General features: G+C 59.7%; 16 protein-coding genes. 5 read left to right on the top strand and 11 right to left on the bottom strand.

The features are described from left to right. Positions 1-31 precede the first annotated feature (31 nt). Positions 32-1,600 (bottom strand): ABC transporter substrate-binding protein, encoded by a 1,569-nt coding sequence (locus USH94_RS08370; protein WP_111964446.1) that lies wholly within the window; start codon positions 1,598-1,600, stop codon positions 32-34. Between the two features lie 201 nt (positions 1,601-1,801). Between USH94_RS08370 and USH94_RS08365 the strand changes: the two genes are divergently transcribed. After that, complete coding sequence (locus tag USH94_RS08365) at positions 1,802-2,500, top strand: GNAT family N-acetyltransferase (RefSeq protein ID WP_111964445.1); 699 nt, start codon at positions 1,802-1,804, stop codon at positions 2,498-2,500. Between the two features lie 33 nt (positions 2,501-2,533). Here the strand turns inward: USH94_RS08365 and USH94_RS08360 are convergent, their stop codons facing one another. The 8 genes from USH94_RS08360 to betI form a co-directional block, all read right to left on the bottom strand. Next, positions 2,534-4,228 (bottom strand): thiamine pyrophosphate-binding protein, encoded by a 1,695-nt coding sequence (locus tag USH94_RS08360; protein ID WP_111964444.1) that lies wholly within the window; start codon positions 4,226-4,228, stop codon positions 2,534-2,536. A 33-nt stretch (positions 4,229-4,261) separates the two neighbouring features. Further along, the gene (locus USH94_RS08355) at positions 4,262-5,002 is read right to left on the bottom strand and encodes an SDR family oxidoreductase (RefSeq protein WP_111964443.1); all 741 of its coding nucleotides are present in this window, start codon (positions 5,000-5,002) and stop codon (positions 4,262-4,264) included. Between the two features lie 273 nt (positions 5,003-5,275). Further along, positions 5,276-5,923 (bottom strand): anti-sigma factor domain-containing protein, encoded by a 648-nt coding sequence (locus USH94_RS08350; RefSeq protein WP_111964442.1) that lies wholly within the window; start codon positions 5,921-5,923, stop codon positions 5,276-5,278. Then, positions 5,920-6,474 carry an RNA polymerase sigma factor gene (locus USH94_RS08345; RefSeq protein WP_111964441.1) on the bottom strand — a complete coding sequence of 185 codons (555 nt, stop codon included), beginning with the start codon at positions 6,472-6,474 and terminating at the stop codon, positions 5,920-5,922. Before USH94_RS08345 ends, USH94_RS08350 begins: the two co-directional genes overlap by 4 nt. A 43-nt stretch (positions 6,475-6,517) precedes the next feature. Then, the gene (locus USH94_RS08340) at positions 6,518-7,081 is read right to left on the bottom strand and encodes a fasciclin domain-containing protein (RefSeq protein WP_111964440.1); all 564 of its coding nucleotides are present in this window, start codon (positions 7,079-7,081) and stop codon (positions 6,518-6,520) included. Between the two features lie 153 nt (positions 7,082-7,234). Continuing rightward, positions 7,235-8,899 carry a choline dehydrogenase gene (betA, locus tag USH94_RS08335; RefSeq protein WP_111964439.1) on the bottom strand — a complete coding sequence of 555 codons (1,665 nt, stop codon included), beginning with the start codon at positions 8,897-8,899 and terminating at the stop codon, positions 7,235-7,237. Between the two features lie 13 nt (positions 8,900-8,912). After that, complete coding sequence (gene betB / locus USH94_RS08330) at positions 8,913-10,385, bottom strand: betaine-aldehyde dehydrogenase (RefSeq protein WP_111964438.1); 1,473 nt, start codon at positions 10,383-10,385, stop codon at positions 8,913-8,915. Positions 10,386-10,398: 13 nt separating this feature from the next. Beyond that, the gene (betI, locus tag USH94_RS08325; RefSeq protein ID WP_111964437.1) at positions 10,399-10,986 is read right to left on the bottom strand and encodes a transcriptional regulator BetI; all 588 of its coding nucleotides are present in this window, start codon (positions 10,984-10,986) and stop codon (positions 10,399-10,401) included. Positions 10,987-11,114: 128 nt separating this feature from the next. Here betI and betT point away from each other — a divergent pair, with 128 nt between their 5' ends. Further along, positions 11,115-13,148 (top strand): choline BCCT transporter BetT, encoded by a 2,034-nt coding sequence (betT, locus tag USH94_RS08320; protein ID WP_029741651.1) that lies wholly within the window; start codon positions 11,115-11,117, stop codon positions 13,146-13,148. Positions 13,149-13,259: 111 nt separating this feature from the next. Here betT and entD read toward each other — a convergent pair whose 3' ends face one another. After that, positions 13,260-13,907, bottom strand: coding sequence for an enterobactin synthase subunit EntD (gene entD / locus USH94_RS08315; RefSeq protein WP_111964436.1), 648 nt, complete (start codon positions 13,905-13,907; stop codon positions 13,260-13,262). A gap of 85 nt (positions 13,908-13,992) precedes the next feature. Further along, positions 13,993-16,242 (bottom strand): TonB-dependent siderophore receptor, encoded by a 2,250-nt coding sequence (locus USH94_RS08310; protein ID WP_111964435.1) that lies wholly within the window; start codon positions 16,240-16,242, stop codon positions 13,993-13,995. Between the two features lie 144 nt (positions 16,243-16,386). Between USH94_RS08310 and fes the strand changes: the two genes are divergently transcribed. Genes fes through entF form a run of 3 tightly spaced genes read left to right on the top strand, consistent with a single transcriptional unit; the run spans position 16,387 to position 21,663 of the window. After that, entirely contained in the window at positions 16,387-17,586 is a 1,200-nt protein-coding gene (fes, locus tag USH94_RS08305; protein WP_111964434.1) for an enterochelin esterase, read from the top strand. Positions 17,587-17,596: 10 nt separating this feature from the next. After that, positions 17,597-17,809 (top strand): MbtH family protein, encoded by a 213-nt coding sequence (locus tag USH94_RS08300; RefSeq protein ID WP_111964433.1) that lies wholly within the window; start codon positions 17,597-17,599, stop codon positions 17,807-17,809. Continuing rightward, entirely contained in the window at positions 17,806-21,663 is a 3,858-nt protein-coding gene (gene entF / locus USH94_RS08295) for an enterobactin non-ribosomal peptide synthetase EntF (RefSeq protein WP_111964432.1), read from the top strand. Before USH94_RS08300 ends, entF begins: the two co-directional genes overlap by 4 nt. The last annotated feature ends 69 nt before the right edge of the window (positions 21,664-21,732 follow it).

Below are 21,732 nucleotides of genomic sequence, written 5' to 3'. Positions count from 1 at the left end.
GCGCCCTCTCCCACAGGGAGAGGGGGAAAAGCTACTTCGTAACGCGATCGTACCAGACCATATCCGCGTTCAGCCCCTGCTGATACCCCTTCACGTTATCGCGCACCACGATCTGGGTTTTGCCCTGATCGACGAACACGTACGGCGAGCTCTGCTGCAGCTGTTCCTGCATTTTCTTGTACAGGTCCAGACGCTTCGCCGGATCCGGCTCGGCAACCGCCGCCAGCGTGGCCTTGTTCAGCTCCGGAATTTTCCAGCCGTTCAGGCCGGCCACGGTGCTGGACTTCCCGTCATTCCACGCGAAGGCGCTGGCGTTTGAGTGCGCGTCGAAGTAGTCCGGGATCCACAGACGAATCGCCGCCTGATGCTGCTTAGCGCGCACGCGGGCATAGACCTGGCTCCCGGCGGCAGGCAGCAGATCCACCTTCACGCCACCCTGCGCAAAGCTCGCCTGCATTGACTGGGCAATGGTGATAAACGGCGGCTTGTTCTCCACGTCCAGCGTGAAGTGCGCGTCCTTAATGCCCGCTTTGGCGAGAATGGCTTTCGCTTTTGCCGGGTCAAACTTAAACGGGTTGTCTTCCAGCGCGCCCGGCAGGCCGACCGGCAGGAAGCTCTGATGAACAAAATACTGGCCTTTCAGCAGGTTCTTCGTGATGCCGTCATAATCGACCAGCCAGCGCGAGGCTTCCCAGAACGCCGGGTTGTTCAGCAGCGGGTTGGCGCTGTTGCCGGTGTTAAACACCAGGTAATTCTGCTCCGCAGAAGGGATGCTCAGCACCTTCACGCCCGGCTTGCCGTCCAGGGCGCTTATCTGATCTGCACCGAGATCGCGCGCCACGTCCGCATCACCCTGCTGGATCAGCAGGCGGCGTGAAGCCGGATCGGGGACGTTTTTAATGATGATGCTTTTCAGCTTCGGCGCGCCGCCGGGAGCGGAGTCGTTGGCTTCCAGCACGATGGCCTGATGCGGCTGATAGACGCGCATTTTGAACGCGCCGCTGCCCGCCGAGTGCATTTTCAGCCAGGCGTTGCCGAAGTCGTTATCCTTCACGTTCGCCGCGACGAGCTTTTCATCCACGATGGACGCAATCGGCGTGGAGAGAATATTCAGCGCCACCGACGGGCTCACGTCCGCCGTCCAGTGAAGCTGGAGGGTGTGATCGTCCACCTTTTTCAGCTGGCTGGCGATGTTGCTCGCGTCCCAGCCCAGCACGTTGAGAATAAAGGCCGGGGATTTGTTCAGCGTCACGGCGCGGGTGTAAGAGAAAATTACGTCTTCCGGGCGCAGCGGGTTGCCGGAGGCGAATTTCGCATCGGGCTTAAGCTTGATGGTCAGGGTTTTTGCTGCCGCGTCCGCTTCCCAGCTTTCTGCCAGAATCGGCGTGATTTTTTCCGGATTATCGCGGTCCGGCTGCACCAGACGCTGGTACAGGCTCGGCACGGTCTGGATGCTGGAGAGCTCGTTGGCTTCGGCCGGGTCGAGGCTCACGATGTCATCCAGCCCCTGGGCAACCACCAGCGTGTTGGGCGGAGTAGCGGCGTGGGCTGCGCCTGCGAGCGCAGTCAGTACCAGTAACGGCAGCAGTTTTTTCGTCATAGCGATCCCTGAGAAGAATATATTGTGATTGTTTTATGCTCCGCTACGTTAGGTCGAGTGTGACATTCCGCAAAGTCGAAATTCAGCTTTACTTATGCCTTCCGGGAATATCGCATGCGCTCGTGCTATTAAAACACGCTGCTTTTCGCCTGCTTTTTAACCTGCTATAACAAACTCCTTACCTTTCAGGGAGTCACCGCCGTGCCCGAAATCAATCAACATGGTCAAACCGTTAACGATATCGTTCCCGACTGGAAGGGCGCGCGCGTATTAACCCGCACCCCGCTGTTCGGCCAGTATTGTCGCCTGGAGCCGCTGGACGCCGATCGCCACGCGGCCGATCTCTTTGAGGCCTACGCGCTGGGTGACGACAGCGACTGGACGTGGCTTGCCAGCACGCAGCCCATGAGCGTGGAAGCCACCGCGCACTGGATCGTGGCGAAAGTCATGGACGATGAGCTGGTGCCGTTTGCCGTCATTGACTTGCGCACCGAACGGGCGGTGGGGCTGGTGAGCTATATGGCTAACGAGCGGCTGTTGGGCTCGGTGGAAATTGGTCACGTCACCTGGTCGCGCAAAATGAAAGGATCCCGCATCGGCACCGAAACGGTGTGGCTGCTGCTGAAAAATGCGTTTGAGCACGGCTACCGGCGCCTCGAGTGGAAGTGCGATTCGATGAACGTGGCCTCACGCAGGGCGGCGGAGCGGCTGGGGTTTGTCTGGGAAGGGCGCCTGCGCCAGAAGCTGGTGCGCAAAGGGCGCAACCGCGACAGCGATATGCTTTCTATTATTGACGGCGAATGGCCGCAAAGAGATGCGGAGCTGCGCGCCTGGCTGGCGGCGGAGAATTTTGACGATGAAGGGCGGCAGATAAAGCGGCTTGAGGCGTTTCGGTTATAAGTTTTTTATGTAGGGTACAGCGTAAACACGCGGTTAATCCGCGGAAATCGCGATTTCAATCAGGTTGGTTTTTCCTGACTGCAGGCCGCGCGTTACCGCTTCGGCGATATCTGCAGCCTCGGTTACCCGGCAGCAGTGGACGCCCATGGCGGTGGCAAGCGACTGAAAATCAATATGCGGGTTCACCAGGTCCATCCCGATAAAACGCCCCAGCCGCGTTGAGCTGTAGTCAGCCTGGCTCTTCATAAAGTTTTTCAGGATGTTGTACTCCCTGTTATTCATGACGATAAAGGTGACCGGCAGATTTTCGTGTGCCGCCGTCCAGAGCGCCTGCGGTGAGTACAGGGAGGCCCCGTCGCCTATCAGGCAGACCACCGGCTCACGCCCGCGTCCCAGTGAATGCCCTACTGAGGCCGGCATCCCCCAGCCCAGTCCGCCGCCGCGCATAAAATAGTAGCGCTGATGCTGCTGGTCAGAGATGAACCGGCGGACATGCCGGGCGGTCGCTATCGCCTCATCCACGATGGTGGTACCCGCCGGAATGGACCGGATGACTTCCCAGGCCGCCACCATCGGGGAGATCGCCGGGCGTAGCCGCTCGGCGGCCAGACGTTCCTCCTGCTGCTGCCACTCCTTCTCCCGTTCGTCGCGGGCCGCAACCAGCAGCCGCTGGTGGACCAGCGTGCTGGCGATCAGTCGCTGCTTAAGCTTTTGCAGTAGTTCATGCAGGGACAGTTTGATATCCCCCATTACTGAAAGGCGAGTGGCATAGGTGCGGCCAAGCTCGTGCATATCCGCCGAAAGCTGATATACCGCGCAGGTTTCCGGAATGGCCTCGCCCTCGCTGTACAAAATAGTGATCAGGCTTCTGCCGCCGATGATAAATACGGCATCGTAGGCGTTGATGATGCTGGCGATTTCGCTGGCGGTGGTGGGCATATTGCCCCGCCAAAGCGCATGCTGCGTAGGGAAGGGCAAATTCAGGGGCCAGGAGGAGCCGTAGACATGGGCGCTGAGCGCTTCAGCAAGCTGGACAATCTCCTGCGTCGAGCCGCTGGAGTGAACTTCATCTCCCGCCACAATCATGATCCTGCCCGGGGTGACTTCGCTGAGCGCCTCCGCCAGCTCGTCCAGCGAGCCCGCCACGGTGTGGTAGTTCACTCTGGACGCCGTCTGTATTCCGGCGTCGCTCAGCTCTTCCATGACGTTCATCGGGAGTGAAAGCAGGACCGGGCCACCCGGAGGGTAGCTGGCCGCGTGAAACGCACGTCTCACCAGCACCGGGAGCTGGTCGGCGCTAGTAACTTCCTGCGCCCATTTCATGACCGGGGAGCCTATGGACACAATATCGTCATACAGAAGCGGGTCGCGGACGTAGTGCCGCGTGTCCTGCTGTCCGACGGTGACCACCAGCGGGGTTTTCATGATCCGCGAATTAATGAGGTTCCCCATGCCGTGCCCCAGACCGCTGGCGGTATGCAAATTGATAAATCCGGTCTTGCCGGAGGCTTTTGCGTAGCCGTCGGCAATGGCCACCACGGTGCTTTCCTGAAGCGCGAGAATATAGTGAATATTTTCATGGCGAAGCAGGGCATCAATGAGCGGAAGTTCGGTTGTTCCGGGGTTGCCAAAAATATATTCCACCCCTTCACTCTCCAGCACTTCAAGAAGAATGTCGGCACCCGATCGCATATTTAAATCTGATAAGGACGTTAATGATTTAATCATAATGACACCTCATTCAGCATTATTTAACGCCGGCTAAAATTCTTCCTGCGTCGGACGAACAACAATTTCATTAATATCAACGTCGCCAGGCTGTTCAATAGCAAATAAAACCGCGCGGGCAATTGCGTCAGCCGGAATAGCCTGCTTGTAAAATTCATGCAGGAACTGTTTGCTTGGGGCATCAGAGCTGCCGAACTGCAGTTCGCTTTCGACGGCACCGGGAGAAATAAGCGTCGTGCGGATGGTTTTACCCGCCTCCTGACGTAAGCCTTCACTCAGCGCGCGGACGGCGAATTTCGTGGCGCTATACACCACGCCGCCAGGGGCCAGCACTTTGATGCCCGCGACGGAGGCAACGTTTATAAAATGCCCGCGGCCCTGACGCTGGAACACCGGGAAAGCCGCGGCGATGCCGTACAGCACCCCTTTCAGATTGGTATCAATCATCTTGTCCCATTCGTCGGTTTTCAGCTCGCTGAGCGGGGCGATAGCCATAAAGCCCGCGTTATTGATCAGCACATCCACGCGCTGGTAGGCGGCAACGGCAGCGTCAATGGCGCGCTGCACCTCTTCCTGACGGGTGACATCGGCTTTTACGGCTATCGCCTGGCCACCCTGCTGGATGATGCGGTCCACCAGGGCATTAATTTTCTCCAGACGACGGGCAACAAGCACCAGTGAAAAAGGTTTATCTGCCAGATGAAGGGCGATGGCCTCACCAATACCGCTGCTGGCGCCGGTGATAACAACAACTTTGTTTGCACTATTATTCATGATCTTATCTCGCTATTGAGTGATGCAAAAAATAAAAGGCAGAGAAGCGTTAATGAATAATGACAAATTCATTAACGCGGTTTTTGATATATTGTGTATCAGGAATAAAAGGATGTTCGTATAAAACTTAATGGAGTGCGGAAGAGTCTGTCAATGTCGTTTTTTAATAATTAAACTAATTGCAGGGCTAATATTTAATTCTTATAGGTAACCGAGGGTATTATATAAATGAAATTGGTTAACGATAGCGGCCCTGCGAACAGGGCCTGAGAATTACAATTTGCCACTGTAAAGCACCGGGCCTGTGGGGAGCCCAGTGGGCGATCCGCCCTCTGGTTCAAGGCTTATGGCTATCGTGGCGTCAGGAGGGAGCGTTGTGTTCCTGAGGGTGACGCGTGTCGGTATGTCGTTATGCAGCAGCCCCATGGAGACCGGCGCCTGCCCGCCAGGGATCAGCCAAAGCTGCAGGCTGTGTTGCGCCGCGACGGCCGTCGGCCGAAGAGGGGCAATGCTCAAGTGCTGGCGGCTGGCATCCGCGCTGATGACCCACTCCCCGTTCTGTTGGGCATCGTTGAGGACCATCAGCGGAACGAGTTCCGGGGCTCGGGTGGCATACCAGGCAACGACCGCCAGGGCGGCGAGTGAGGCTGCAACCATCCAGCCGACATAAGGCCGACTTTTGCGTAAAGGCTTTTTAGGCGGCAGATCGAGGGCGATTCTTTTCCACACCGTCTCGGGTGGAGGGATGGGCACAAGGTGGCTATCCAGCGTGCTGAACATTTCCTGCCAGTACGCGACGCGGGCGGCAAGGGCGGGTTCATGGGCAACCCGTTTCTGGAACTGAAGCCGCGCTCCTCCCCGCAGCGTGCCGAGGGCATACTCTGCTGCCAGCATGTCGTCGCGTTTTTCTGCGTCATTCATAGCCCGACACACTCCCGAAGATGGTCCATTGCCCGACGTATCCAGCTTTTCACCGAGCCAAGAGGCTGCTGGAGCCAGTCGGCAATGTCGCTGTGAGACATTCCCTGATAGTAGGCGAGCGTAATGCTCTGGCGCTGCTCGCTGCTCAAATGTTCGAGACACTGCCTGAGCCGTGCTGCCTGCCCATCGTCGTGCCAGTTATTCTGCTCATCGTTCTCGCAAGGCAAAAGCGCTTCGTTATACGGCGCCTCGCGGTCGGCAGCCCGGGTTTGCCCGCTGCGCAGCCAGTCGATACACCGGTTGCGCACAATATGCGTAAGCCAGGTCATCGGGGAGCTCAGTGCAGCGTTGTAGGTTTCAGCTTTACTCCAGACGGTGATAAAACAGTCGTGAAGGATCTCTTCTGCCCATGCGCGGTCGTGCAGCATGCGCAGCGCGACGGCAAACAGGTGTGGCGATGTGAGTCGATAAAGTTGTTCAAATGCACGGCGATCGCCGTTTGCGACCGCCTGCATTAATTTCAACTGCTGTTCAGCCAGCGCGTTATCCATATTATTCCCGGAAGGCAACGTCACACTTCCGAAGTATAGACAACTACTTAGGCATCAGGACGGTATCAATCACATCGATCACGCCGTTTTTTTGATGAACGTCATAAGTGCTAATGTTCGCCACATTACCTTTACCATCCTTAAGCTGAATATTGTGCGGGCCGTTGCTCATGATCCACAGCGGCTGACCGTTTACGGTCTTCAGCTCCGCGCGGCCGCCGCCCTGTTTAATTTTCTGCTCCAGCGCTTTCATATCGTAATTACCGGCGACCACGTGATAGGTCAGGATGCTGGTGAGCGTGGCTTTGTTTTCGGGTTTGACCAGGTTCTCGACGGTGCCGGCAGGCAATTTCGCAAACGCCGCATTGGTCGGCGCAAACACGGTGAATGGCCCTTTGCTCTGAAGCGTATCCACCAGCCCGGCCGCTTTGACGGCGGCCACCAGCGTGGTGTGATCTTTCGAGTTCACGGCGTTTTCAACAATATTTTTGCTCGGGAACATCGCCGCTCCGCCCACCATCACGGTGTCTGACGTCATGGCTGCTGATGCGCCTGCACAGAAGAGTAAAGCGCTGGTTACGAATGCAACACGGGTTAGCTTTTTCATCATCTTTCCTCGGATTAGGGAGCAAAGGGGTTGCTCACATATGCATATACGAGGGGAGGGGGGAAACTGGATGCAGGAAAATACAAAAATTTTGGGTGGGAAGATAAACGCCCTCTCCCTTGAGGGAGAGGGCTCGGGTGAGGGGAAATATCCTCAGCGGCGAACCGGCGCCCCGTTCGCCACATAATACGCGGCCGTACTTTTTGCCAGCGGCTCGCGCCCGCGAATGGTGTCGGCAATCTTTTCGCCGATCATAATAGTGGTGGCGTTCAGGTTGCCGGTGATGATCTGCGGCATAATCGACGCATCCACCACGCGCAGCCCTTCCAGCCCGTGAACGCGGCCTTCGCCGTCGACCACCGCCATCTCGTCGTAACCCATCTTGCAGGTGCCGCACGGGTGGAACGCGGTTTCGGCGTGGTTACGCACGAACTCGTCCAGCTGCTCGTCGGTCTGGCAGTCAATACCCGGACTGATTTCACGGCCGCGGTACTTGTCCAGCGCGGGCTGGTGCATGATCTCGCGGGTGATGCGGATCGCGTCGCGGAACTCCTGCCAGTCCTGCTCGTGGGACATATAGTTGAACAGGATCCCCGGATGCTGGTGCGGATCGCGCGACTTAATGCGCACGTGCCCACGGCTCGGGGAGCGCATGGAGCCAACGTGGCACTGGAAGCCGTGCTCTTTCACCGCGTTCGAGCCGTTGTAGTTAATCGCCACCGGCAGGAAGTGGTACTGAATGTTCGGCCACTTGAACTCCTCGCGGCTGCGGATAAACCCGCCCGCTTCGAAGTGGTTGCTCGCGCCCACGCCGGTGCCGCCAAACAGCCACTCGGCGCCAATCTTCGGCTGGTTCCACCACTGCAGGGCAGGGTAGAGAGAGACCGGCTCTTTGCATTCATACTGGAGGTACATCTCCAGGTGATCCTGCAGATTTTCCCCCACGCCGGGCAGGTCGTGCACCAGCGGGATATCAAACTGCTTCAGCAGGTCAGCGTTGCCCACGCCGGAGCGCTGGAGGATCTGCGGGGAGGCAATCGCCCCGGCGCTCAGCAGCACTTCTTTCTTCGCCGTTGCTTTGGACGGAATGGTGCTTTCGCCCTCCAGCCACTCGACGCCCACGGCGCGCTTGCCGTCAAACAGAATGCGATCGGTCATGGCGTGGGTGCGGATGGTCAGATTCGGACGGGGTTTCGCCTGATCCAGATAGCCGCGCGCGGTGCTGGCGCGTCGGCCCTGCGGCGTGACCGTGCGGTCCATCGGGCCGAAGCCTTCCTGCTGATAGCCGTTGAGATCGTCGGTGCGCGGATAGCCCGCCTGCACGCCCGCTTCCACCATCGCCTCAAACAGCGGGTTCACGCCAGGCTTCGAGGTGGTGACGCTCACCGGACCGTCGCCGCCGTGGTAGTCGTTCGGCCCCACGTCGCGCGTCTCTGCCTTGCGGTAGTAGGGCAGGCAGTTGAGGTAGCTCCAGTGCTCCAGGCCCGGCTCTTTTGCCCAGTGGTCGAGGTCCATCGCGTTACCGCGGATGTAGCACATGCCGTTGATCAGCGACGAGCCGCCCAGCCCTTTGCCGCGACCGCACTCCATGCGGCGGTTGTTCATGTACGGCTCTGGCTCGGTTTCGTACGCCCAGTTGTAGCGCTTGCCCTGGAGCGGGAACGCCAGCGCGGCGGGCATCTGGGTGCGGAAGTCAAAGCGGTAGTCCGGCCCGCCTGCCTCAAGCAGCAGGACGGTGGTGTTCGGATCTTCAGTCAGTCGTGTAGCCAGCACGTTGCCGGCAGAGCCGGCCCCGATAATGATGTAGTCAAATTGCAAATAAACCTCCCGGTTAAAATATGGACTGGAATTTACCCATCTCAACCTGGATGGACTTCACCTGGGTGTAGCTCTGCAGCGTCATCACGCCGTTCTCGCGGCCAATGCCGGAGTGCTTGTAGCCGCCGACCGGCATCTCTGCAGCGGATTCACCCCAGGTGTTGATCCAGCAGATGCCCGCTTCGAGCTGATGAATGGCGCCGTGGGCGCGGTTCAGGTCTGTCGTGACGATGCCCGCCGCCAGACCGTAGTCGGTATCGTTGGCGCGGCGAATCGCTTCTTCATCGGTGTCATAGGTCAGGATGGACATCACCGGGCCGAAGATCTCTTCGCGCACGATGGTCATTTCGTCAGTGCAGTCGGTGAACACGGTCGGGGCTACCCACGCGCCGTTATCGAAGCCTTCGCCCTTCAGCACGTCGCCGCCGCACAGCACGCGCGCGCCTTCCTCTTTGCCTTTGGCGATGTAGCGCATCACGCTGTCGCGGTGCGGGAAGCTGACCATCGGACCAAAGTTGGTGGTTTCATCGAACAGATCGCCCGCGCGGATGCGGCCCACGCGCTCAACGATTTTCTGCTCAAACGCGGCTTTGAACTTAGCCGGAACAAACACGCGGGTGCCGTTGGTGCACACCTGGCCTGAGCTGAAGAAGTTGGCCATCATGGCGATGTCCGCCGCGAGATCCAGATCCGCATCGTCAAAAATAATCAGCGGCGATTTGCCGCCCAGCTCCATCGTCACCTCTTTCAGGGACGAGGCCGCCGAGTTGGCCATCACTTTTTTTCCGCTGGCGACGCCGCCGGTAAAGGAGACTTTGGCGATGCCCGGATGCTCGGTCAGGTACTGACCGGTCTCCGCGCCCACGCCCGGAAGGACGTTAAACACGCCGTCCGGAACGCCCGCTTCGGTGTAGATCTCTGCAAGCTTCAGGGCGGTGAGCGGGGTCACTTCGCTCGGCTTGAAGATCATTGCGTTGCCCGCCGCCAGCGCCGGGGCGGATTTCCACAGGGCTATCTGGATCGGGTAGTTCCACGCGCCGATGCCCGCCACCACGCCCAGCGGCTCGCGGCGGGTGTAGACGAACGAGGTCTCACGCAGCGGGATCTGGCTGCCTTCCAGCGCCGGGATCAGCCCCGCGTAGTACTCCAGCACGTCCGCGCCGGTGACGATGTCGACGGTGGAAGTTTCGGAATACGCTTTACCGGTGTCGAGGGTTTCCAGCTTTGCCAGCTCGTCGTTGCGCTCGCGCAGGATGTCGACGGCGCGACGCAGGATGCGCGAGCGCTCCATGGCGGTCATCGCCGCCCAGACTTTTTGCCCGCGCGTTGCGCTTTCTACGGCGCGATCGACGTCCTCGCGCCCGGCGGCCTGTACGGTCGCCAGGACTTCACCGTTGGCCGGGTTGATGGTCTCGAAGGTGCGACCGCTGGTGGCCGATGTATAACCACCATTGATATAAAGCTGCTGTTCTGCCATTCGGGACATAAATTCTCCTCGGTTATTCGGTCGGTAAATGCTGGCTGATAAAGTGGCTGGTCAGTGACTGGGCCTGGGTCTTATCCAGCGGTTTGCCACTCAGCGCGGCGCGCAGCCACAGCCCGTCGATCAGCGCCGCCAGGCCGTAGCCCGCCTCCTGGGCCTGTTCGCGCGGCAGTTCGCGGCGGAACTCGTACACCAGGTTCGACAGCAGGCGGCGGCTGCTCACCTGCTGCAGGCGGTAGAGCATCGGCTGGTGCATGCTGCTCGCCCAGAAGGCCAGCCAGGCCTTCATTGCCGCGCCGCTGGTCTGGGTTTCATCAAAATTGCCGCCGACAATCGCCTGCAGACGCTGCTCCGCGCTGCCGTTCGGCAGGGCGTGCAGGCGGCTTAATACCGCGTCGCGCAGCTGGCCGGTGATGTCGCGCATGGTCGCTTCCAGCAGACCGTTTTTGTCTTTGAAGTAGTGACTGATGATCCCCGTGGAAACGCCCGCCCGACGGGCAATCTGCGCGATCGTCGCGTCATGCATTCCCACTTCATTTATTGCTTCCAGCGTGGCGTCGATAAGCTGCCTGCGCCGGATCGGCTGCATCCCCACTTTGGGCATTGTTGCCACTCCATTCATCAGCGTTGGTTATACATTAAAGCGGTTTTTGATTGGACGTTCAATATAAAATGTGTCTTAATTGTTGCGGATTTGGATTTTAATAGTTACAAAAACAGTGAGGATACTGGATGACAGACCTTTCACAGGACAGAGAAAAAGACAAAATCAACCCGGTCGTTTTTTATACGTCCGCCGGGCTGATTTTGTTGTTTTCCCTGACGACGATCTTCTTTCGTGATTTTTCTGCCGAGTGGATTGGGCGCACCCTGAACTGGGTGTCGAAGACCTTCGGCTGGTACTACCTGCTGGCGGCGACGCTCTATATTGTCTTCGTGGTCTGCATTGCCTGCTCGCGCTTTGGTTCGGTAAAGCTCGGGCCTGAGCAGTCCAAGCCCGAGTTCAGCCTGCTGAGCTGGGCCGCGATGCTGTTTGCCGCAGGCATCGGCATCGACCTGATGTTCTTCTCCGTGGCGGAACCGGTCACGCAGTATATGCAGCCGCCAGAAGGGGCGGGGCAGACGATGGAGGCCGCGCGCCAGGCGATGGTCTGGACGCTGTTCCACTACGGACTGACGGGCTGGTCGATGTACGCCCTGATGGGCATGGCGCTCGGATACTTTAGCTATCGTTATAATTTACCCCTCACCATTCGCTCTGCGCTCTACCCGATCTTCGGTAAAAAGATTAACGGCCCGATTGGCCACAGCGTCGACATTGCGGCGGTGATCGGCACCATCTTCGGCATCGCGACAACGCTCGGGATCGGCGTGGTGCAGCTCAACTACGGGCTGAGCGTGCTGTTTGATATTCCGGACTCGATGGCGGCGAAAGCGGCGCTGATTGCGCTCTCCGTCATTATCGCCACCATTTCGGTGACGTCGGGCGTCGATAAGGGCATCCGCGTGCTCTCCGAGCTGAACGTGGCGCTGGCGCTGGGCCTGATCCTGTTCGTGCTGTTTATGGGTGATACCTCGTTCCTGCTCAATGCCTTAGTGCTGAACGTGGGCGACTACGTGAACCGCTTTATGGGCATGACGCTGAACAGCTTCGCCTTCGACCGCCCGGTAGAGTGGATGAACAACTGGACGCTGTTCTTCTGGGCGTGGTGGGTCGCGTGGTCGCCGTTTGTTGGCCTGTTCCTCGCGCGCATTTCGCGTGGCCGCACCATTCGTCAGTTCGTAATGGGTACGCTGATTATCCCGTTCACCTTTACCCTGCTGTGGCTGTCGATTTTCGGCAACAGCGCGCTGCACGAAATTATCCACGGCAATGCGACCTTCGCGCAGGAAGCGATGGCGCACCCGGAGCGCGGCTTCTATAGCCTGCTGGCACAGTATCCGGCGTTCACCTTTAGCGCCTCCGTGGCGACCATCACCGGCCTGCTGTTTTACGTCACCTCGGCCGATTCCGGCGCGCTGGTGCTGGGCAACTTCACCTCGAAGCTGAAGGATATTAACAGCGACGCGCCGAACTGGCTGCGCATCTTCTGGTCCGTCGCCATCGGCCTGCTGACGCTCGGCATGCTGATGACCAACGGCATCTCGGCGCTGCAGAACACCACGGTGATCATGGGGCTGCCGTTCAGCTTCGTTATCTTCTTTGTGATGGCCGGGCTGTATAAATCGCTCAAGGTGGAAGACTACCGCCGCGTCAGCGCCAGCCGCGATACCGCACCGCGTCCGATGGGGGCGCAGGACAGGCTGAGCTGGAAGAAACGCCTGTCGCGCCTGATGAATTACCCGGGCACGCGCTACACCAAACAGATGATGGAGACCGTCTGCTTCCCGGCAATGGAAGAGGTGGCGCAGGAGCTGAAGCTGCGCGGTGCGTACGTGGAGCTGAAAAACCTGCCGCCAGAGGAGGGTGAAACCCTGGGTCACCTGGATCTGCTGGTGCACATGGGCGACGAGCAGAACTTTGTCTACCAGATCTGGCCGCAGCAGTACTCGGTCCCCGGCTTTACCTACCGGGCGCGCAGCGGGAAATCGACCTACTACCGGCTGGAAACCTTCCTGCTTGAAGGAAGCCAGGGGAATGATTTGATGGACTACAGCAAGGAGCAGGTGATTACCGACATCCTGGATCAGTATGAACGGCACCTGAACTTTATCCATCTCCACAGGGAAGCGCCGGGTAATAGCGTGATGTTCCCGGATGTTTGAGCCTTGATCTGAAGAACGTATAAAGGCATCGCCGCTGTCCTCATGCCGGGTGGCACTGCGCTTACCCGGCCTACAAACCGCTTTACTGTAGGCCTGATAAGCGTTGCGCCATCAGGCTTTTAGCAGTGTCCACACGCTCGTATCATTATTCTGCCAGATGAGGGTGAAGCGTTTACCCTCAGGATAGTCTCCAGCCGGGTGCGAAAGCGCCAGCGTGATTGTTTTTTCCGTTAACTCTGTGACTCTCGCCCACTCAAACCCCATAAAAGTCTTCACCTGCGGAAAGAACGCCTTAAACAAACTTTCTTTGGCGCTGAATGCAAGCGTCAACGCCAGCGCAAAGGGGTAGCCCGAGCGCGTCAGGCACATCGCTTCCTGTGCATTAATGATGCCGTCCTGGATTTCTCGGGCTTCACGGTCAGGAAGAATGGCTTCGCAATCAATACCCACAAGCGCGTCTGGATAACGCACGGCAACCGCCATCGCCTGCGTGCCGCTGTGGGTGATGCTCCCTGAGACGCCTTCCGGCCAGAGCGGTTCACCGCTGGGGCCGATGCCGGGGACGGTGTGCTCAGGTAAGGCATGTGCGGCGGCAATGCGGCCTGCCAGATGCTCGGCTTTGCGTTTGCGTCCGGCTTTTGAAAGCTCTGCGTGATGGGGGAGCCAGAGAAGATCGGCGTCGGTGAAGGTGGTTGGGTCGAAGGTGACGTGGTGTACGGTATGGCCGGCGAGAATGAACGTGCGGTGGGTGGTGTGCATGGTTTCCCCTCTATCAATAAATAGTGCGGCCTGATGCCCTCACCCAGCCCTCTCCCACAGGGAGAGGGAGGCGTTGTTGCCTTTATCAGAATCGCGTATTTACGCTCATATACCACGTGCGGCCTGGCTCATTATAGGTATAAGCCCCCGCGCCGTACATATACGCGCCGGTGGTGGCGTTCCCGGTCGTCTGGGCATTACCCGCACGCCACTGGCGCTTGTCGAAGACGTTATCCACGCCGCCGGTCAGGCTGACGTTTTTGGTCATGTCCCAGGTCGCGCTAAGGCCAACGATGCTGTACGGACTGACCTCGTCTTTCTCTGACCCGGTCACAGGCTGACCTTTGTAGTTGTACTTCTTCGGCTGCTGCTTGCCGTACCAGGTAAAGGTCGACTGGAGCGACACGTCCTGATGAACCTGCCAGCTCAGGGTCGAGTTCAGCGTGTACTCTGGAATAATCGACAGACGATCGCCGGTCTCCTTGTTCTTGCTCTGCAGCATGTATGTAATATTGTTGGTCCAGTTAATGGTGTCGCTGACCGGTACGTTCAGGGAGCCTTCCAGCCCCTCGACCACCGCCTTCGGTACGTTTTCCCACTGGTAGATATCCGTCTTCACTTTACCGGACGAGGTGTGACCGATCGGCGCGTAGCCCGCTTCGATCTTGTCGCGGTAGTCGTTACGGAACCAGGTCACGCCCGCCAGCCAGCCGTCGCGTTTCCACTCCAGGCCAATCTCTTTGTTGATGCTGGTTTCGGCCTTAAGGTCGTCGTTACCCATCATGTAGCAGCCCACGCCGTCGGAGCTGGCGTAGCAGCCCTGACCTTTACTGTAGAGCAGGTAGTTCGGGTTGGTCTGGTACAGGCTCGGCGCTTTGTAGGCGCGGGCGATCCCCATCTTCAGCGTGAAGTCATCCCCCAGACCCTGCGACAGGTTAAGTGACGGGCTCCAGTTGTTGCCGACGATGGTGTGATGGTCGAAGCGCAGGGCAGGGGTCAGCATGGTGCTGTCGGTCAGCTCCATGTTGTTCTCGGCGAACAGCGAGAAAATCTCTGCCGAGGTGTACGGGATGCGGTCGTTGCTCATGCCCGGAATGATGCCGCCCTGCTGGGTTTGCGTGAAGGAGGTGGGGTCCTTCATACGCTGCTGGTTCCACTCGGTGCCCAGCGTCAGGTTCTGGTTAACGAGGAAATCAATCGGCAGGTTGATTTCACTGTGCAGCATCACGTCGGCCAGATCGGTGTCGGTGAATTTATTACTGTTGAACAGGCCTTCCAGACCGCCCGCCAGCCCTTCGCCCAGACGGGAGTTGCGGGTGTGCTCGTACTGTGCCCAGTTGCTGGTCGTGATGCCGTTATCCCAGCCGCCGTTCCAGGTCACCGCGAAGTTCTGGCGATAGATACGGTTGGTCTCTTTGCCGTAGTTCTTCTTCACCAGGCCGCTGGAGCTGTTGTCGTTGTTGGTGTTCTGGGTATCACCGGCGTAGAGGTTATTCTGACGGCTGTAGCCCGCCTCAAATTCCAGGGACTGCATCGGCGCAAAGTCCCAGCGCACCACGCCGTTGATGTCTTTATTTTCCACCCCTTCACGGCCCGCGGGCAGCGTGTCGGCGTAGGCACCGGTTCGGTCAGACTGGTGACCCTGGTTGATGTCCCACGCGTCGGCCTGGGTTTTGTCCAGGTTACCGAACATGCGGAAGCTGAAGTCGCCGCCCAGCGGGCCGCTCAGGCTGAAGTTGGTGCGTTTGGTGGAACCTTCATCCTTGTGCTCAGGCGCATTCAGGTAGGTGTTCCAGGATCCGTGCCACTGGTCGTCGAATTTTTTGGTGATGATGTTCACTACGCCGCCTGCCGCGCCGTTGCCGTAGCGCGCGGCGGCCGGACCGCGGATCACTTCGATGCGCTCGATCATCTCCGGCGGCACCCAGCCGGTATCGCCGCGGGTGTCGCGCTCGCCGCGCCAGCCCAGACGGATGGAGTTACGGCTGGTCACCGGCTTGCCGTCGATCAGGATCAGGGTGTTTTCTGGCCCCATGCCGCGGATATCAATCTGACGGTTATTCCCGCGCTGGCCGCTGGTGGAGTTACCGGTCAGGTTAACGCCCGGCATGGTGCGGATGATTTCCGCCACGTCCCGCGCGGGCGGGTTTTTGCGGATCTCATCGGCGGTGATGGTCGATACCCCCGGCGCCTGCAGATTCTGCTCGGCGGCGGTGATCACCATCGTATCTTCGTGCTGCGCAGAGGCGGTGTTGTCGTCTGCCAGAGCAGGCAGCGCGACGCCGTAAATCCCTAAATTGACCAGCAAGGCCAGAGAGTGAATCTTCTTATTCATTGTACGTCCTGCTTTTGTGGTTGTTTTATGAGCGCTTCCCACAGCGCGGGCACTACGCTATTGCAAATGCAAATAGTTATCAATAATATTATCAATAAAATTTGCTCTGAAACAAAAAAGACTGTTAAACATGAGGTTATAAGGGTGACGGCGTTAACAACGGGAAGTGAGGCGTGGTGGCAGTCTAAAAACGGGCCTGAATGGAAGCCGGAAAAGGGAAAATATCGCGTCACGTTCTGGTGGCGTGACCCGGCAGGAACGCAAACAACGTCACCGATCAAACGCGTCTGGCTCTACGTCACCGGCATGACCGATCATCACCAAAATGCCCGTCCGCAGTCCCTCAAACGCATTCCCGATACCGACGTCTGGCAGTGGCAGGGTGAGTTCAGCCCCGAGTGGCGCGGGAGCTACTGCTTTATCCCCTCTGTGAATGAAAACGATTTTGCCAGCGTAGTGTTTGAAGGCGAACTGCCAGACCGCTTGGCGCTGCGCGAGGGCTGGCGCAAGCTGCTGCCGCACGCGGTTGCAGACCCGCTGAATCCGCAGAGCTGGCGCGGCGGGCGCGGCCATGCCGTCTCCGCGCTGGAGATGCCGGACGCGCCGGTTCAGCCGGGCTGGAATCATCCCGATACGCCATATCAACCTCCGATTTGCATTGAGTGGGAAAGCGCGCGCCTGAAAAATCGCCGCCGCATCTGGATTTTCACCACCGGGGGCGACAACCCGGAACGTCCGCTGGCGGTGCTGCTCGACGGGCAGTTCTGGGCCGAAAGCATGCCGGTCTGGCCTGCGCTGGCGTCTCTCACCGCCGAGCGCAAATTACCGCCTGCGGTCTACGTCTTAATCGATGTTATCGACATGGAGCATCGCAACCGCGAGCTGCCGTGCAACCCCGATTTCTGGCTGGCGGTGCAGGAAGAACTTCTCCCCCTTGTCCAAAAACGCGCGCTGTTCAGCGACCGCGCCAATCGTACGGTGGTCGCAGGGCAAAGCTTTGGCGGTCTCGCGTCTCTTTATGCAGGTCTCAACTGGCCGCAGCGTTTTGGCTGCGTGCTCAGCCAGTCCGGCTCCTACTGGTGGCCGCACCGCGGCGGGCAGCAGGACGGGCTGTTAATCGAACAACTTAAAGCCGGTGAAATATCCCCTCGCGGGCTACGCATCATTCTTGAAGCCGGGCGCAACGAGCCGCTCATCTTCCGCGCGAATCAGGCGATTTACGCCGAGATGCAGACGCACCAACCGGTTATCTGGCGTCAGGTTGACGGCGGACACGACGCGCTTTGCTGGCGCGGTGGGCTGACGCAGGGGCTGATGACCCTCTGGCAGCCGCTTATTCACTAACGGAGTCTGTATGGAATTCAGCAATCCTTTCGATAATCCGCAGGGACAGTTCGCCATTTTGCAAAATGACCAGGGGCAGTACAGCCTGTGGCCGCAGCAGTGCGAACTGCCGGCAGGATGGCGCGTGGTGTGCGAAGCACAGTCTCAGGAGGCGTGCCAGCAGTGGCTGGCGGAACGCTGGCAAACGCTTGAGCCGTCTCACTTTGCGGGGGAGAACACATGAACCGTCTTCCTCTCGTCGCTGCCCAGCCGGGTATCTGGATGGCGGAACAGCTGTCCACGCTGCCAAACGCCTGGAGCGTGGCGCACTACACCGAGCTGAAAGGCGATATTGATGCGCCACTGCTGGCAAAAGCCATTGCCGCAGGCATGATGCAGGCCGATACCCTGCGCATGCGCTTTGCGGAAGAAAACGGTGAGGTGTGGCAGTGGGTGGATGACACCTTCATTCTGCCGGAACCGCCCGTTGTTCGCGTTGATTCCCACACCGCCGCAGTGGCGCTGATGGAATCCGATCTTAACCAGAACCTGCGCGTCGACAGCGGCCAGCCGCTGGCATTTCACCAGCTGATTCAGGTCGGTGAAAACCACTGGTACTGGTATCAGCGCTATCACCATCTGGTGGTGGATGGCTTCAGTTTCCCGGCCATTACCCGGCAGATAGCCGCGATTTATGCCGCGTGGAAAAAGGGCGACCCCACGCCTGAATCCCCGTTTACGCCATTTGAAGAGGTGGCGGACGAGTACCAGCACTATCGCGACAGCGAGGCGTACCGGCGCGACGGCGCGTTCTGGGCCGAGCAGCGTAAACAGCTGCCTTCTCCGGTCTCGCTCTCTTCCGCGGCGCTGCCTGGACGCGCCGCCACGACCGATATTCTTCGCCTGAAGGTTGACGCCGACGGTCGCGCCTTTAGCCAGCTTGCGCAGGCGGCAGGGCAGACGCAGCGTACTGAACTGGCGCTTGCGCTGGTGGCGCTGTGGCTGGGCCGTCTTACCGGACGCCTGGACTACGCTGCCGGGTTTATCTTTATGCGCCGCATGGGGTCTGCCGCGCTGACCGCGACCGGCCCGGTGCTTAACGTCCTGCCGCTGGCGGTCAATATCAATGCGCAGGAGAGCCTGCCCGCGCTGGCGCTGCGCCTGGCGAACCAGCTGAAAAAAATGCGCCGCCACCAGCGCTACGACGCCGAGCAGATCGTGCGAGACAGCGGGAAAGCGGCGGGTGATGAAGCGCTGTTTGGTCCCGTGCTGAACGTTAAGGTGTTTGATTATCAGCTTGATATCGACGGTGTGGAGGCCATCACCCACACGCTGACGACCGGCCCGGTGAACGATCTGGAACTGGCGCTGTTCCCGGACGAGCAGGGCGGGTTGGGCATTGAGATCCTCGCCAATAAACAGCGCTACGACGAGGCGACGCTGACGCGTCACGTCGCGCGCCTGAACGCGATGCTGAGGCAATTTGCAGCTAACCCGGACCTGCGCTGTGGTGAAGTGGAAACCGTTTCTGAACAGGAATACGCGCAGCTTGCGCGCATCAACGATACCGGACTGGCACTGCCGTCCACCACCCTCGCGGATCTGGTGGCGGAACAAGCGAGCAAAACGCCGGACGCCCCGGCGCTGGCGGATGCGCATATTGCGCTGAACTATCGCCAGATGCGCGAGCAGGTCATCGCGCTGGCAAACCTGCTGCGCGCGCGCGGCGTGAAGCCGGGCGACAGCGTGGCGGTGGCCCTGCCGCGCTCGGTGTTCCTGACGTTAGCACTGCACGGCATTGTGGAGGCGGGCGCCGCGTGGCTGCCGCTCGACACCGGCTACCCGGACGATCGCCTGCGAATGATGCTCGAGGACGCGAAGCCGTCGCTGCTAGTTACCACTGACGAACAGCTTCCGCGCTTTAGCGATCTCTCCGTCGAGACGTTTAGTTACAACACGCTATTACCGACCGCGGGTGCTGAGCCGCTGCGGCTGGCGAAGCCGGAGCAGACGGCGTATATCATCTTTACCTCCGGTTCGACCGGGCGTCCGAAAGGGGTCATGGTCGGCCATACCGCTATCGTCAACCGCCTGAAGTGGATGCAGGATCGCTACCCTCTGAACGCGGGCGACGTGGTGGCGCAGAAAACGCCGTGCAGCTTTGACGTGTCGGTGTGGGAGTTCTGGTGGCCGTTTATCGCCGGGGCGAAGCTGGTGATGGCCGAGCCGGACGCGCACCGCGATCCGCAGGCAATGCAAAGCTTCTTCGCCCACTACGGCGTGACCACCACCCACTTCGTGCCGTCGATGCTTGCGGCGTTTGTTGCCTCACTGACGCCGGAAAACGTCGGGTGCTGTAACACGCTTAAGCAGGTGTTCTGCAGCGGTGAAGCGCTGCCGACGGCGCTGTGCCGTGAGTGGGAAGCGTTGACCCATGTGCCGCTGCATAACCTTTACGGCCCGACGGAAGCGGCGGTAGACGTCAGCTGGTATCCGGCGTATGGCCCTGAGCTGGCGGCAGTTGCAGGCAACAGCGTGCCGATCGGCTTCCCGGTGTGGAACACGGGCCTGCGCATTCTGGATGCCATGATGCGCCCGGTGCCGTTCGGCGTGGCGGGGGATCTTTATCTCACCGGCATTCAGCTGGCGCAGGGGTATCTGGGCCGTCCGGACCTCACCGCCAGCCGCTTTATTGCTGACCCGTTCGCTCCCGGCGAGCGCATGTACCGTACCGGCGACGTTGCCCGCTGGCTGGATAACGGCGCGGTGGAATATCTCGGCCGCAGCGACGATCAGCTAAAAATTCGCGGTCAGCGCATTGAGCTGGGCGAAATCGACCGGGCGATGCTGTCGCTGCCGGACGTGGCCCAGGCCGTGGCGCACGCCTGCGTCTTCAACCTGGCGGCTGCAACGGGCGGCGATGCCCGTCAGCTGGTGGGGTACGTGGTTTCTGGATCCGGTTTACCGCTGGATCGCGACGCGCTGCTGGAATCGCTCAAAGCCCAGCTGCCGCCGCATATGGTGCCGGTTGTGCTGCTGCAAATCAGCGCGCTGCCGCTGAGCGCCAACGGCAAGCTTGACCGCAAGGCGCTGCCGCTGCCGGAACTGACCCGCAATACCTCCGGGCGGGCGCCGGAAAGCGAAACCGAAATCGCCGTCGCGCGGGCTTTTACCGCGCTGCTGGGCTGCGAGATCAATGACATCGAGGCGGATTTCTTTGCCCTCGGCGGCCACTCGCTGCTGGCCATGCGTCTGGCGGCGCAGCTTAGCCGCACGTTCAACCGCAAGGTGACGCCGGGGCAAATTATGGTCGCCTCCACGGTGAGCAAGCTTAGCGCGCTGTTGGATTCGGCGATGAGCGACGAGCAGGCGCAGCGTCTGGGGTTTGAAACGCTTCTGCCGCTGCGTGAGAGCGACGGCCCGACGCTGTTCTGCTTCCATCCGGCGTCCGGCTTCGCCTGGCAGTTTAGCGTCCTGGCGCGCTATCTCAGCCCACGCTGGTCAATCGTCGGCATTCAGTCGCCGCGCCCGGACGGCCCGATGCAGCAGTGCGCGGATCTCGATGGGGTGATCGACCATCATCTGAACACGTTGCGCAAGCAGCAGCCGCAGGGGCCGTATTACCTGTTCGGTTATTCCCTCGGCGGCACGCTGGCGCAGGGCATTGCAGCTCGTCTGTGCGAGCAGGGTGAAGAGGTGTCGTTCCTCGGCCTGCTGGATACCTGGCCGCCGGAAACCCAGAACTGGGCGGAAAAAGAGGCTAACGGTCTCGACCCGGCGGTGCTGGCGGAGATCGAGCGCGAGCATCAGGCGTTTATCGCCGCCCAGCAGGGACAGGGCTCCAGCGAGCTGTTTAACGCCATTGAGGGCAACTACGCCGATGCGGTGCGGCTGCTCACCACAGCGCACAGTTCACGCTTTGACGGTAAAGCGACGCTGTTTGTTGCCGAACGTACGCGAACGATGGATCCGCATACGGCCTGGATGCCGTGGGTGGGGGAGCTGGAGGTCTACAGCCAGGACTGCGCCCACGTGGATATCATTTCACCGCAGGCGTTTGAAAAGATTGGGCCGGTACTGAAGGAAATTTTAGGATAGTGCAAATGCCCGGTGGCGCTGCGCTTACCGGGCCTACGGGAGCTAAATGTAGGCCCGGTAAGGCGTAGC

This window comes from Enterobacter sp. 148H3 (assembly GCF_034107425.1).
GTDB lineage: Bacteria > Pseudomonadota > Gammaproteobacteria > Enterobacterales > Enterobacteriaceae > Enterobacter > Enterobacter vonholyi.
This window is presented reverse-complemented; position numbering and strand designations above follow the sequence as displayed.

What these genes read in the sequence shown, in the direction of transcription:
- USH94_RS08345 (WP_111964441.1), bottom strand. Translation starts at nt 6,474, where the DNA reads ATGGATAACGCGCTGGCTGAACAGCAGTTGAAATTAATGCAGGCGGTC.
- USH94_RS08355 (WP_111964443.1), bottom strand. Translation starts at nt 5,002, where the DNA reads ATGAATAATAGTGCAAACAAAGTTGTTGTTATCACCGGCGCCAGCAGC.
- USH94_RS08350 (WP_111964442.1), bottom strand. Translation starts at nt 5,923, where the DNA reads ATGAATGACGCAGAAAAACGCGACGACATGCTGGCAGCAGAGTATGCC.
- betT (WP_029741651.1), top strand. Translation starts at nt 11,115, where the DNA reads ATGACAGACCTTTCACAGGACAGAGAAAAAGACAAAATCAACCCGGTC.
- entD (WP_111964436.1), bottom strand. Translation starts at nt 13,907, where the DNA reads ATGCACACCACCCACCGCACGTTCATTCTCGCCGGCCATACCGTACAC.
- betI (WP_111964437.1), bottom strand. Translation starts at nt 10,986, where the DNA reads ATGCCCAAAGTGGGGATGCAGCCGATCCGGCGCAGGCAGCTTATCGAC.
- USH94_RS08300 (WP_111964433.1), top strand. Translation starts at nt 17,597, where the DNA reads ATGGAATTCAGCAATCCTTTCGATAATCCGCAGGGACAGTTCGCCATT.
- USH94_RS08340 (WP_111964440.1), bottom strand. Translation starts at nt 7,081, where the DNA reads ATGAAAAAGCTAACCCGTGTTGCATTCGTAACCAGCGCTTTACTCTTC.
- USH94_RS08360 (WP_111964444.1), bottom strand. Translation starts at nt 4,228, where the DNA reads ATGATTAAATCATTAACGTCCTTATCAGATTTAAATATGCGATCGGGT.
- entF (WP_111964432.1), top strand. Translation starts at nt 17,806, where the DNA reads ATGAACCGTCTTCCTCTCGTCGCTGCCCAGCCGGGTATCTGGATGGCG.
- betB (WP_111964438.1), bottom strand. Translation starts at nt 10,385, where the DNA reads ATGTCCCGAATGGCAGAACAGCAGCTTTATATCAATGGTGGTTATACA.
- USH94_RS08370 (WP_111964446.1), bottom strand. Translation starts at nt 1,600, where the DNA reads ATGACGAAAAAACTGCTGCCGTTACTGGTACTGACTGCGCTCGCAGGC.
- USH94_RS08310 (WP_111964435.1), bottom strand. Translation starts at nt 16,242, where the DNA reads ATGAATAAGAAGATTCACTCTCTGGCCTTGCTGGTCAATTTAGGGATT.